11 protein-coding genes are annotated in these 12,454 nt (G+C 69.9%); 7 read left to right on the forward strand and 4 right to left on the reverse strand.

Going from position 1 to position 12,454, the window contains the following annotated elements:
- Positions 1-135: 135 nt before the first annotated feature.
- Together ACWDUD_RS12535 and ACWDUD_RS12540 are read right to left on the reverse strand one after the other, a co-directional pair.
- A complete protein-coding gene (locus ACWDUD_RS12535) occupies positions 136-609 on the reverse strand; it encodes a YbaK/EbsC family protein (protein ID WP_197251355.1) in 474 nt (157 codons plus the stop codon).
- A 40-nt stretch (positions 610-649) separates the two neighbouring features.
- Positions 650-1,171: a 2-oxo-4-hydroxy-4-carboxy-5-ureidoimidazoline decarboxylase gene (locus tag ACWDUD_RS12540; RefSeq protein WP_450109532.1), complete on the reverse strand. Its 522-nt coding sequence runs from the start codon at positions 1,169-1,171 to the stop codon at positions 650-652.
- A 188-nt stretch (positions 1,172-1,359) separates the two neighbouring features.
- Here ACWDUD_RS12540 and ACWDUD_RS12545 point away from each other — a divergent pair, with 188 nt between their 5' ends.
- The gene (locus ACWDUD_RS12545) at positions 1,360-2,190 is read left to right on the forward strand and encodes a crotonase/enoyl-CoA hydratase family protein (protein WP_197251353.1); all 831 of its coding nucleotides are present in this window, start codon (positions 1,360-1,362) and stop codon (positions 2,188-2,190) included.
- A 105-nt stretch (positions 2,191-2,295) separates the two neighbouring features.
- On the opposite strand, the gene ACWDUD_RS12550 is transcribed toward ACWDUD_RS12545, so the two are convergent.
- Positions 2,296-2,787 (reverse strand): inorganic diphosphatase, encoded by a 492-nt coding sequence (locus ACWDUD_RS12550; RefSeq protein ID WP_197251352.1) that lies wholly within the window; start codon positions 2,785-2,787, stop codon positions 2,296-2,298.
- Between the two features lie 164 nt (positions 2,788-2,951).
- Here ACWDUD_RS12550 and dacB point away from each other — a divergent pair, with 164 nt between their 5' ends.
- From dacB to hpt, 4 genes are read left to right on the forward strand one after another with little or no spacing between them, the layout of a single operon-like run.
- Entirely contained in the window at positions 2,952-4,361 is a 1,410-nt protein-coding gene (gene dacB / locus ACWDUD_RS12555) for a D-alanyl-D-alanine carboxypeptidase/D-alanyl-D-alanine endopeptidase (RefSeq protein ID WP_450109533.1), read from the forward strand.
- Positions 4,358-5,395: a zinc-dependent metalloprotease gene (locus ACWDUD_RS12560; RefSeq protein ID WP_450109534.1), complete on the forward strand. Its 1,038-nt coding sequence runs from the start codon at positions 4,358-4,360 to the stop codon at positions 5,393-5,395. The genes dacB and ACWDUD_RS12560 overlap by 4 nt, the downstream gene beginning before the upstream one ends.
- A 5-nt stretch (positions 5,396-5,400) precedes the next feature.
- The gene (gene tilS / locus ACWDUD_RS12565) at positions 5,401-6,438 is read left to right on the forward strand and encodes a tRNA lysidine(34) synthetase TilS (RefSeq protein WP_450109535.1); all 1,038 of its coding nucleotides are present in this window, start codon (positions 5,401-5,403) and stop codon (positions 6,436-6,438) included.
- Between the two features lie 21 nt (positions 6,439-6,459).
- The gene (gene hpt, locus ACWDUD_RS12570; RefSeq protein WP_197251350.1) at positions 6,460-7,014 is read left to right on the forward strand and encodes a hypoxanthine phosphoribosyltransferase; all 555 of its coding nucleotides are present in this window, start codon (positions 6,460-6,462) and stop codon (positions 7,012-7,014) included.
- A 73-nt stretch (positions 7,015-7,087) separates the two neighbouring features.
- Here hpt and ACWDUD_RS12575 read toward each other — a convergent pair whose 3' ends face one another.
- On the reverse strand, positions 7,088-9,100 hold the full coding sequence (locus ACWDUD_RS12575) for a protein kinase domain-containing protein (protein WP_450109601.1): 2,013 nt from the start codon (positions 9,098-9,100) through the stop codon (positions 7,088-7,090).
- 215 nt (positions 9,101-9,315) lie between these two features.
- On the opposite strand from ACWDUD_RS12575, the gene ftsH reads away from it, so the two are divergent.
- Both ftsH and folE read left to right on the forward strand, forming a co-directional pair.
- Positions 9,316-11,757 (forward strand): ATP-dependent zinc metalloprotease FtsH, encoded by a 2,442-nt coding sequence (ftsH, locus tag ACWDUD_RS12580; RefSeq protein WP_197251348.1) that lies wholly within the window; start codon positions 9,316-9,318, stop codon positions 11,755-11,757.
- 16 nt (positions 11,758-11,773) lie between these two features.
- Positions 11,774-12,439: a GTP cyclohydrolase I FolE gene (gene folE / locus ACWDUD_RS12585; RefSeq protein WP_450109536.1), complete on the forward strand. Its 666-nt coding sequence runs from the start codon at positions 11,774-11,776 to the stop codon at positions 12,437-12,439.
- Positions 12,440-12,454: the final 15 nt, after the last annotated feature.

A 12,454-nucleotide genomic window follows, 5' to 3' on the forward strand; every position in this document is an offset into this window, starting at 1 on the left:
TGGAATGGGTGTGGGCGTCAGGCCGCACACAGGCACGAGCGGGTACGGCACAGGTCGACGTGCCTGCGGCTCCACGCTCGGATAGTCACGGTGACACTATAGTGCAGCGGTTCCGGTTTCGATACCGCGGGCCGGTCAGTCCATGTCCACGTCCATGCCCGCGGTGATGCGCAGAAGTTCCCGATAGGTCGTGCGGAACACCGTGTTCGGGTATCCGCCCGCGGCCCACAACAGCGGATGGGCCTCGAGCGCGCGATCCACATAGGTCGGCAGATTGGTGGGATGGCCGAGCGGCGCGACACCGCCGACCGGTTGCGCGGTGACCTCCGTGACCAGCTCCGGCGACGCCGGCACCAGCGTGCCGCCGAGGCGCTCGCCGCAGCGCCGGACATCGACCCGATGGGCTCCGGAGACCAGCAGCAGAACCGGTTCGCCGTCGAGTTCGAACACGAGCGATTTCACGATCGCACCGACGTCGACGCCCAGCGCCGCGGCCGCCTGCTCGGCGGTGTGCACCGACTCCGGCTGGGTGAGGATCAGGCCGGGATGGCCGCGGGAGATGAGCGTGTCGGCCACGTGAACGGCGTTCGGATGCAGTGTCGCGGACATGGTTCCAATGTAGGAGCGGACCGCAACTGTCGCGCGGGGATCAGTAGAGCGGAAAGCCGTCCTCCGGTCCCAGCATGCGTTCGAGGCGGGTGCGCGTGATCTTCGCGAGTTCGTCGGTGCGGATCTTCCGCTCGGCGTCGATCTCGTTGTCGAGGCGGTGCACGAGGTCGGTGAGCAGCTCGTCGGGCCCGCGGTCTGCCGCACACCACAGATAGCGGAAGCCGAACCTCTCCTCGTACACCTGCGCCGAGTGGGCGATCTCCGCCATCATGAGCGGATCGTCGGTCCACACCGAACACTGCTCGGCGCGCGAATGGGTGCTGCGCGGCCGGACACCGACGATCGGGTGGCACTCCAGGGCCTCGGCGATGCTCGCCTCGTCCAACGTGACGAGCACTGCGTCGGCGCGGGCGAACAGTTCGGTGTAGCTCGCGTACGGGCGTCCGGCGGCCACCGGGTTCGCCCAGGCGAGCGTCGCGCAGCATTCGTACAAGGCGTGAACGGCGCCGCGGCGGCTGAGGGCGTTGAACGCACCGAGACCGATTCCCTGATGCAGAAGCATGGCCTGCGCTCCTCTCCGAGACGGACCGCCCCGGGGAACCCCGGCGCTGCGGTCGGATCCAGCTTCCCTCGTGTGGGGGCGTGTCTCCAGAGCTGTGACCGGGAGTTTTCGAGTCTTTAACACCGCTCGGGGGTGAACGTGACGGGGAGCTCGGTGTGAACGACCGGCAAAGATATTACTCTCGAGTAATGACCGATCATTCCAGCTGGAAAGCATTCACCGTCGAGGTCGAGGCGCACGTCGCACGCGTGACTCTCGTCGGACCCGGCAAGGGCAACGCCATGGGACCCGAGTTCTGGTCCGAGCTGCCCGAGGTGTTCGCCGCACTCGACGCCGACGACGAGGTGCGCGCCGTCGTCCTCGCCGGCTCCGGCAAGCACTTCTCGTTCGGGCTGGACCTGCCCGCGATGAGCGGCGACCTCGGCAAGGTTCTCGCCGACAAGGCGCTGGCCAAGCCGCGCACCGACTTCCACGCGATGATCAAGCGCATGCAGGCGGCGATCACCGCCGTCGCCGATTGCCGCAAGCCCGTCGTCGCCGCCGTGCAGGGCTGGTGCATCGGTGGCGGCGTCGACCTGATCACCGCGGCGGACATCCGCTACGCCTCGGCGGACGCCAAGTTCAGCGTCCGTGAGGTGAAGGTCGGCATGGTTGCCGACGTCGGGACCCTCGCCCGCCTCCCGCTCATCGTCGGCGACGGCCACACCCGCGAACTCGCCCTCACCGGCAAGGACATCGACGCCGCCCGCGCCGAGAAGATCGGTCTCGTCAACGACGTGTTCGACGACGCCGAGGCCACCCTCGCCGCCGCCCACGCGACCGCCGCGGAGATCGCCGCCAACCCGCCGCTCGTGGTCCACGGCATCAAGGATGTCCTCGATCACAGCCGCTCCCCGCAGGTCGACGACAGCCTCCGCTACGTCGCGGCGTGGAACGCGGCGTTCCTGCCCTCCGAGGACCTGACCGAGGCCATCTCCGCCATCTTCGAGAAGCGCCCCCCGAACTTCCGGGGAGCCTGATCTTCGGGCTCCACCCGAAACGAGCGAACGGTACATCAGTCGGTCAGATCGACTGAATGTACCGTTCGCTCGGAAAAAGAGGGGGTCGAAAGAGACCGGCTCGGCTCAGTGGCCGCCGTTCTCCTTCAGCCGCGCGATCGACGCCTCGACCTCGGCCTCGGCCTCGGCGCGACCGACCCAGTCGGCGGCCTCGACGTGCTTGCCCGGTTCGAGATCCTTGTAGTGCACGAAGAAGTGCTTGATCGCATCGAGCTCGAACTGCGCGACGTCGGAGATGTCCTGGATGTGATCCCAGCGCGGATCGCCGGCCGGCACGGCCAGGATCTTGTCGTCGCCACCGGCCTCGTCGACCATCTTGAACATGCCGACGGGGCGGGCCTCGACGATGACACCCGGGAAGACCGACTCGGGGAGCAGCACCATGCAGTCCAGCGGGTCGCCGTCCTCGCCGAGGGTGTTCTCGATGTAGCCGTAGTCGGCCGGGTAACCGAACGACGTGTAGAGGTAGCGATCCAGCTTCACGCGGCCGGTCTCGTGATCGACCTCGTACTTGTTGCGCTGTCCCTTGGGGATCTCGATGGTGACGTCGAACTCCACGCCGGTGTCCTCACTTCGTCGGTGATTGGCTGTCGCTCCAACTGCCGCGATCGCGGCGATGGTCCGCAGAGAGGATAACGGGAGCGGGGCTACCCTGGTGGACGCAGGTGCCGGACCCACCCGGGCGGCCACCAGGGCGCGGGAGTCTCGAACGCAGCGGAGGCGTGTTGGCGGGTCAGGATAAGAACAAGAAGCTCGGCGGGCTCGAAGCGCGCCGCCGACGAAGCCTCCGCATCCTGATCGGCATCTGGGGCACCGGATTCCTCGCGCTCGTCGTCGGCGGCACATTCGCGCTGTCCGAGATCGTGGGCAGCGACGCCGAGGCCGCGATCGCTCCGGCGCCCGGCCCGGTCACCGCGACCCCTCAGGTCGCTCCCGTGCCCGCCGACGCTCCGGCGCCCGTCGCCGCCGCGCTCGGCGCGATTCTGGCGCCCACCGTGGCCGATCCCGCGCTCGGCACCCTCACCGGGTCCGTCACCGACACCGCCACCGGCACGGTCCTGTGGGCGCAGGATCCCGACCGCCCGATGATTCCGGCGTCGACCACGAAGGTCCTCACCGCCGCGGCGGCGCTGTTGTCGCTGCCACCCGACCACCGGGTGTCCACACGGGTCGTCGAGGGCAGCCGTCCCGGCGAGATCGTGCTCGTCGCCGGCGGCGATCCCACCCTCACCGCTCTTCCGGTCGGGCAGGACGGCTTCTACCCGGGCGCGCCGCGCGTCGCGGATCTCGTTCAGCAGATCCAGCGTTCGGGCGCCGTCGTCGACACCGTGCTCGTCGACGTCGGCAGCTACATGGGCGATCCGATGGCCACGGGGTGGATGCCGTCGGACGTCGGGGGCGGCTACATCGCACCGATCGAACCGGTGATGCTCGACGGCGGCCGGTCGATTCCGAACGCGGACGAATCTCCGCGCAGCCCGACGCCCGCGCTCGACGCCGGCCGCGCCCTCGCCGCGGCGCTGGGCGCCGACCCCGCGGCCGTTGCGGTCGGGACCGCATCCCCGGGGGCCGCGCCCTTGGCGTCGGTGCAGTCGGCACCTCTGCGCGACCGGCTCCGCCAGATGATGGACCACTCCGACAACGTCCTCGCCGAGACGATCGGCCGCGAGATCGCGATCGCGTCGGGCTCGCCGGCGTCGTTCTCCGGGGCCGTGGACTCCGTGCTCCGCACCCTCACGGCCGCCGGATTCGACGTCGGTGGCGTCACCATGCACGACGTGAGCGGCCTGTCCGTGGACAATCGCATTCCCACGCGGCTGCTCGACGCGGTGATGGCATCCGCCGCCGGCACCGACCAGGACGCGCTGCGCCCGATGCTCGACTACCTGCCGGTCGCGGGGGCCACCGGAACCCTCAGCGCCCGCTACGCATCCGCCAACCGCGACGGCGCCGGCTGGGTGCGCGCGAAGACCGGCACCCTCTCGGAGGCGAGCGGGCTGGTCGGAACCGTCGTCGACGTCGACGGGCGGGTCCTGTCGTTCGCACTGATCGCCAACGGCCGACCGCCCGGCGAGAGCCGGTCTGCACTCGACGCGGTCGCTGCGACTCTCCGGGGGTGCGGATGCCGATGACCGGCCGCGACCACACCATCGGCGACGCGATCGACTGGTCGTTCGCGGCCGGGGTGGGTGCGCGACTGGCCCGGCCGGGTCCGGCGATGTCCCGGTACACCGCCGATGCCGTGGTGGCCGAACTCGCCGACGCCGCCGACCGGGCCGAGCAGCCGGTGCGGGAACTCACCGGTCTCGGTGACGGCCACGACGCTCCGGCGCCCGCCCGGGTCGTGGACCGCAGCGGCTGGGTGCAGGCCGCGGCCGGGTCGATGGCCGACCTCACCGGCGGTGGACAGAACGGCACGTCCTGGATGGGCAAGCCCGCCGGCATGCAGGCCGGCGCGATGCTCGCGTACCTGTCGTCGGCGGTCCTCGGCCAGTACGACCCGTTCTCGCGAACCCTGCTCCTCGTCGCACCGAACGTCGTCGCGGTCGAACGCGCGCTGAAGGTCCCGACCGCGGACTTCCGCCTGTGGGTGTGCCTGCACGAGGTCACCCATCGGGTGCAGTTCGCCGAGGCGCCGTGGATGGTCGAGCTGATGCGCACCGCCACCGCCGAACTCGGGGCCGCCGCCGACGAGCCCGTCTCGGAGCTGGTGGGCCGGGTCGTCGCCGTCGTCCGCGACCGCCGCAGCAACGACGAGAAGCAGATGTCCGAGCGCGGTGTCCTCGGCCTGCTGCGGGCCACCCAGTCGGAAACCCAGCAACTCGCCCTCGACCGCATGCTCGCGCTCGGCACCCTCCTCGAAGGCCACGCCGACCACGTCATGGATGCCGTCGGCCCCGGGGTGGTTCCCGCGGTCGGCCGCATCCGCCGGGCGTTCGACAACCGGCGGCGCCGCAGCTCGAACCCCGTTCATCGGGTGATCCGCGCGCTGCTGGGCGTGGACGCGAAGATGGCACAGTACGTGCACGGCAAGAAGTTCGTCGACGCCGTCGTCGCCCGCGTCGGGATGGCGGAGTTCAACGCCGTGTGGTCCGGCCCGGACGCGATGCCCACGCTCGCCGAGATCGACGACCCGGACGCCTGGATCGCCCGGGTCCTGGGCTGAGCGGCGTGGAACAGGACACGACCGGGGACCGGGACACGGCTGCCGGGAGCCGTCCGTTGCTGCCCGAGACCCCGGCGATCCACGAGGTCCGGCTGGCCGTGCGGGCATGGCTCGGCCGCCACGAGGTGCGGTCGGTGGCGGTGGGTCTCTCCGGCGGCGCGGACTCGGCCGCCCTGACCGCCGCGGCGGTCGCCGAGGCGGATTCGGTGCGGGCGGTCGTCGTCGATCACCGGCTGCAGGTCGGCTCCGATGTCGTCGCGGCGCGGGCCGCGGATTTCGCCCGTGCGCGGGGGTGCACGTCGGTGCAGGTCGTCCCGGTGGAGGTGGCCGGGCCCGGTGGGCTCGAGGCTGCGGCGCGGGCCGTGCGGTACCGGGCACTCGACGACAACCGCGCCGACCTGCCGGTGCTGCTCGGGCACACCCTCGACGACCAGGCCGAAACCGTGCTGCTCGGCCTGGGCCGCGGCTCCGGCCTCCGTTCGATCCGCGGCATGGCCGATTTCGACGAACCCTGGGGCCGGCCGCTGCTCGGAGTGCGGCGCTCGGTCACGCGAGCGGCGTGCCGCGAGCTCGGGTACGAGCCCTACGAGGACGCGCACAACAGCGATCCGCGGTTCACCCGCGTGCGGTTGCGCACCGAAGTGCTGCCGCTGCTCGAAGAGGTGCTCGGCGGCGGTGTCGCGCCGGCGCTGGCCCGGACGGCGGCGCAACTGCGCGAGGACGGGGAGGTGCTCGACGCGGCCGCGGCCGAGGCGTTGGTCTCCGCGGGTGGAGACGGCGCCGGACTCGACGTGGAATCGCTCGAGCCGGTGCATCCCGCGGTGCGGCGGCGCGCGCTGCGGCGCTGGCTCGCCGAAGCGGGTGCGTCGGCGCCCACGGACCGGACGTTGCGGGCCGTCGACGACCTGATCGGCCGCTGGCACGGGCAGGGTCCCGTGGCGGTCGGGCGTGGGCCGCGACCGGGGACCAGGTTGGTCGTGTCGCGTCGGCGTGGCAGGCTGGTCGTGGTGTTCGTCGACCAGCAGCGGTGTGCGGACGACTGACGGAAGGGCAGGAACGAACCGGTGTACGAGAGCGACATTGCGTCGGTATTGATCTCCGAAGAGCAGATCAAGGAGCGCACGGCCGAGCTGGCCGAGTCCATTGCCAAGCGTTACCCGGTGGGTGCGCCCGAGGGCGACCTTCTGCTCATCGGCGTGCTCAAGGGTGCGATCTTCTTCATGACCGACTTCGCCCGTGCCATGCCCATCCCCACCCAGATGGAGTTCATGGCGGTCAGCTCGTACGGGTCGTCGACGTCGTCGTCGGGTGTGGTGCGCATTCTCAAGGACCTCGACAAGGACATCGCGGGCCGCAACGTGCTCATCGTCGAGGACATCATCGACTCCGGCCTCACGCTGTCGTGGCTGATCCGCAACCTGTCCTCGCGCAATCCCGCGTCGCTCGAGGTGGTGACGCTGCTGCGCAAGCCCGAAGCCGTCAAGATCGACGTGCACGTCGCCGATGTCGGCTTCGACATCCCGGACGAGTTCGTCGTCGGCTACGGCCTCGACTACGACGAGCGGTATCGCGACCTTCCGTACATCGGCACCCTCGACCCCAAGGTCTACTCGAGCTGACGTCGGCGCCCGGCACGTTTCAGTGCCCCGGTATGTTTCAGTGACGCAGCATGTTTCAGTGACGCAGCATGTTTCAGTGACGCAGCGCGACGGTGCGTCGCAGTGCCTCGAGGTCCTGTTCCATGAGCCGGAACAGCCAGTACACCAGCACGAACGCGGCGATGCTGCCGACGGACAGCACCCGCACCGCGAACAGCACCTGCGGGATCTCGTAGGAGTTCAGGAACGTCACCCCGGCGACCCCGACGAGCGGGACCGCCGCAGCCAGGGCCAGGTAGCGGATGCTGCGGCGGTGCAGACCGTCGAGTTCCCGGGCGTCGGTGGCGTCGGTGGATCCGTGCGGCAGGAACGCCGGATACAGCGACCGCACGACATAGAAGGCGACGAAGAAGAACGGGTAGGCCACGGCGATCGCGCCGCACACCGCCATCGAACTGACGAAGTGCGTGGCGGCGCGCGTGTCGATCTCCCCGGTGATCACGCTCAGTGCCACGGGGAAGATGATGCCGGCCAGGATCCACAGGCTCATCACGACCGCCGCGACCCTGTCGCTGAACAGCAGCGCGTCGTGTCTGGTGCGGGCCAGCGTGACGGCGTCGTAGGTGCGTCCGCGTTGCAATCCGCGCGGCACGGTGATCAGGCGACGGCCCAGGTACACGATCACCAGGGCACCGAGGGGGAACAGGGTCGCGTTCACGATCAGCGACACGACCTCGAAGTTGTGCCTCGCGTCCGGCGGTAGCTTCTCGATGATCAGCGACGAGTTGTGCTGGTAGTTGTAGAGCGCTGCGAGGGCGTTGGGAATCCCGATCGCGGCGACGAGGACCGGCACGACGGGTTTGCGCAACCGGGCTCGCCAGCTGTCCAGTGGGGGATCGACGAGGTCACGGGCGCGGTGGTCGAGGCACAGGTCGAGTTGCTGGGCCAGTTCCGTGCCCGACGACCAGCGGTCCGCCGGATCCGGTTCGAGACACTTCGCGAGTACCCGCCGCAGCGTCTGCGGGCAGTCCGCGGGCAGCTTCGCCATCATTTCGGGGGTCAGGCCGCCGCGCCGGCGCCGCACCATCGTCTCGAGAGCCGGGAGAGTGTTCGTGTCGAGTGCCTCGCCCGGCTCCGGATCCCCCGGGCGGACGCCCGCCAGCAGCTCCCACAGCATCACTCCGAGGGCGTAGATGTCGCTGCGGGTGTCGAGGTCCGCGGCGGATCCCGGCAATCCCGGATGGCACGCCTCGAGCTGTTCCGGCGACATGTAGGCGAGGGAGCCGCCGAGATAGGCGACGGGGGAGCTGCCCCCGACGGACTCGGCGTAGCTGATGTTGAAATCGGCCAGCTTCGGCACACCCTCCGCGGTGAGCAGCACGTTCGCGGGTTTGACGTCGCGGTGCAGCACACCGCGACCGTCGGCGTAGGCGAGCGACTCCGCGAGCCGCCGTCCCAGCCACGCCACGGTTTCCGGCCAGGTCAGCGATTCGAGTTCGCCGCGCACGGTCGATTCCGCCGGGCGGATCTCGCCCTTCTCCGCGAGGGTCGCGTCGATGACGTCGAGCAGCATCGAGCCGGCGCGCTGGTCCGGCGGGGTGCGCCGCACCCGGTGCAGCACGTGCAGCAGTGTCCCGCCCGGGACGTACTGCATGTACAGCAACCGCAGACCCTGATCCGGGAGGATCCGCTGGTCGAACACGCGGACGATGTAGTCGTGGTCGAGCTGCGCGAGGGTCTGCGCTTCGCTGCCCTGGTCGGGAGAGATCTTCACCGCCACGAGTCGCTGCATCGAGAGCTGGCGGGCCAGGAACACCCGGCCGAAGGCGCCGCGGCCGAGGCTGGTGAGCAGGTCGAAGTCGTCGATCCGCCGTCCGGCGCGCAGTTCGTCGACGGTGACGGGGACGCCGGGGGTCATCGGATCGGTCACGGCGTCGGCGGCCCGGGTGACCTCCGCGGTGCGGGTGGCATCGAACCGGCTCGTCTCGGCGCCCGCGACCTCGGTGGTCTCGGCGCTCGGTATCCGAGTCGGTTCGGTACCGGACAAGGCGTGCGGATCCCGCTCGGCCATGCGAAATGATACCCACGCCCACGGCCCCTCCCGCAGGTGAAGTTGCTCCGCCGAACCGGCCGCGGTACGGGAACGCTGCGTCGGTCCGGGTCGTTGAAGCTCGCGAGGGGCGGAATACGCACCGGCGACGACATCTGCACACGCGGTAATCTGGCTGTGGCCGGATCGTCACCGGTCGACGCACGCTCATCGACGATGACCGCACTGATGACCGCACTATCGAAAGGACCGGCCGGCCGGGCCGAACCTGTATGAATCGCAAGACAGTGTTCCGTAATCTGGCGATAGTCGCCGGCATTCTGTTGGTCATCTACGCCTTCAGTTACTTCGGGAACGACACGCGTGGATTCACCAAGGTCGACACCTCGGTGGCACTCGCGCAGCTCGACTCGAAGAACGTCTCCAAGGCCCAGATCGACGACCGCGAACAGCAGGTCCGTTTGTGGCTGAACAACGGAAACGACGCCACCGAGAACCAGACGCAGATCATCGCGAAGTACCCGGCCTCGGCGTCGGAACAGATCTTCGACAAGGTCGCCGCGTCGGGCGCCGGCGAGTTCGACACCGCCGTCACCCAGGAGAGCTGGCTGACGTCGATCCTGCTGTTCGTCGTTCCGATGATCATCCTGCTCGGCGTGTTCTTCTTCATGATGACGCGCATGCAGGGCGGCGGCCGCGGCGGCATGATGGGCTTCGGCAAGTCCCGCGCCAAGCAGCTCTCGAAGGACATGCCGAAGACGACGTTCGCCGACGTCGCCGGCGCCAACGAGGCTGTCGAAGAGCTGTACGAGATCAAGGACTTCCTGCAGAACCCGGCCCGCTACCAGGCGCTCGGCGCGAAGATCCCGAAGGGCGTGCTGCTGTACGGCCCGCCCGGCACCGGCAAGACGCTGCTCGCACGCGCGGTCGCGGGTGAGGCCGGGGTTCCGTTCTTCACCATCTCCGGTTCCGACTTCGTCGAGATGTTCGTCGGTGTCGGCGCATCCCGGGTGCGCGACCTGTTCGAGCAGGCCAAGCAGAACAGCCCCTGCATCATCTTCGTCGACGAGATCGACGCGGTCGGCCGCCAGCGCGGTGCCGGCCTCGGCGGCGGTCACGACGAGCGCGAGCAGACCCTCAACCAGCTGCTCGTCGAGATGGACGGGTTCGGCGACCGGCAGGGCATCATCCTCATCGCCGCGACGAACCGCCCCGACATCCTCGACCCCGCGCTGCTGCGTCCCGGCCGCTTCGACCGCCAGATCCCGGTGACCAACCCGGACCTCGCCGGCCGCCGCGCGATCCTCCAGGTGCATTCCAAGGGCAAGCCGATCGACCAGAACGCCGACCTCGAAGGTCTGGCGAAGCGCACGGTCGGCATGTCCGGCGCCGACCTGGCGAACGTCGTCAACGAGGCCGCGCTGCTCACCGCCCGCGAGAACGGCACGGTGATCACCGAGGCGATCCTCGAGGAATCCGTCGACCGCGTGATCGGCGGTCCGCGCCGCAAGAGCCGCATCATCAGCGAGCACGAGAAGAAGATCACCGCCTACCACGAGGGTGGACACACCCTCGCCGCGTGGGCGATGCCCGACATCGAGCCCGTGTACAAGGTGACGATCCTCGCGCGCGGCCGCACCGGCGGTCACGCCATGACCGTTCCCGAGGACGACAAGGGCCTGATGACCCGATCCGAGATGATCGCGCGTCTCGTCATGGCGATGGGTGGCCGTGCCGCCGAGGAACTCGTGTTCCACGAGCCCACCACCGGCGCGTCGTCCGACATCGACCAGGCCACCAAGATCGCCCGGGCGATGGTCACCGAGTACGGCATGAGCGCCAAGCTCGGCGCGGTGCGCTACGGGCAGGAACAGGGCGACCCGTTCCTCGGCCGGTCCATGGGACAGGCATCGGACTACTCGCACGAGGTGGCCCGCGAGATCGACGAGGAGGTCCGCAACCTCATCGAGGCGGCCCACACCGAAGCGTGGGCGATCCTCAACGAGTACCGCGACGCGCTCGACGCGCTCGCCGGGGAACTGCTCGAACACGAGACGCTCACCCGCAAGGACCTCGAGCGGATCCTCGCGTCCGTGGAGAAGCGTCCCCGCATCACCGCGTTCAACGACTTCGGCGAACGCATCCCGTCGGATCGCCCGCCGATCAAGACCCCCGCGGAGCTCGCCGCCGAACGCGGTGAGCCGTGGCCGCCGCAGCCCGCGGTCCCGAACCTCGCGAAGCCGCAGCCGCTGCCCTCACAGCCGGTGACGCAGCAGCAGGCGCCCCAGCAGCCGGTGATGCCGCATCCGGAACCGGCCCAGCAGCCGGAGCCCTCCCGGTCGGCCACCTCGCAGCAGTACCCGCAGGCCGGCGGTCCCGGAGGGTACGGGACTCCGCCGCAGGGCCCGGGCAACGGCTATCCCGCGCCGCAGCCCGTCCCTGCTTCCGAGCCGATGCCCGGTTTCCCGCAGCCCGGCCAGTACTCCGGCGGGCCGCGGCACGCGACCCGGCCCGACTACGGCGCTCCCGCAGGATGGTCGGCGCCGGGGTGGCCGCCGCAGGAGCCCGAACAGCCACGCAGCACGTATCCCGGCTACCCTCAGTGGACTCAGCCTGCGCGTCCCGCCGACGCCGGCGATCGGCAGGACGAGAATCAGCAGGCACCGGAGCCGCCGCCCACGCAGCCCTGGGAGGGGCCGACCGGCCCGCGCTGAGCCGATTTCAACGAGAGTGGAGGACGGTCGGGTGTCGGTGAACCACCTGGATAGCACTGGGACTGCCGTGACGGCGCCGGGCGACGACGAGCAGCTGAGTCTGGCGACCGGCCGGGCATTCGATCAGGCCCGGGCCGAAGCCGCGGTCCGCGAACTGCTCATCGCCGTCGGCGAGGACCCCGACCGGGAAGGGCTGCTGGACACCCCGCGCCGCGTCGCGCGCGCATACCGCGAAGTGTTCGCCGGGCTGTACACGGATCCGGACGAGGTGCTCAACACGACGTTCGACGAAGGTCACCAGGAACTCGTCCTCGTCCGCGACATCCCGCTGTACTCCACCTGCGAACACCACCTGGTGTCCTTCCACGGCGTCGCGCACGTCGGCTACATCCCCGGCCCCACCGGGCGGGTCACGGGACTGTCCAAGCTGGCGCGGCTCGTCGATCTCTATGCGAAGCGCCCGCAGGTGCAGGAACGGCTCACCAGCCAGATCGCCGACGCGATCGTCCGCAAGCTCGATCCGCGCGGCGCGATCGTCGTCGTCGAGGCCGAACACCTGTGCATGGCGATGCGCGGCATCCGGAAGCCCGGCGCCAGCACCACGACGTCGGCGGTGCGCGGGTTGTTCCAGACCAGCTCGGCGTCCCGCGCCGAAGCCCTGGATCTGATCCTGCGCCGGTGAGCGCGCTGCAGAACC

Source organism: Rhodococcus sp. NPDC003382, assembly GCF_053589135.1.

Coding starts and splice junctions, on each gene's coding strand:
- ACWDUD_RS12535 (WP_197251355.1), bottom strand. CDS start 609: ATGTCCGCGACACTGCATCCGAACGCCGTTCACGTGGCCGACACGCTC.
- ACWDUD_RS12540 (WP_450109532.1), bottom strand. CDS start 1,171: ATGCTTCTGCATCAGGGAATCGGTCTCGGTGCGTTCAACGCCCTCAGC.
- ACWDUD_RS12545 (WP_197251353.1), top strand. CDS start 1,360: ATGACCGATCATTCCAGCTGGAAAGCATTCACCGTCGAGGTCGAGGCG.
- ACWDUD_RS12560 (WP_450109534.1), top strand. CDS start 4,358: ATGACCGGCCGCGACCACACCATCGGCGACGCGATCGACTGGTCGTTC.
- ftsH (WP_197251348.1), top strand. CDS start 9,316: ATGAATCGCAAGACAGTGTTCCGTAATCTGGCGATAGTCGCCGGCATT.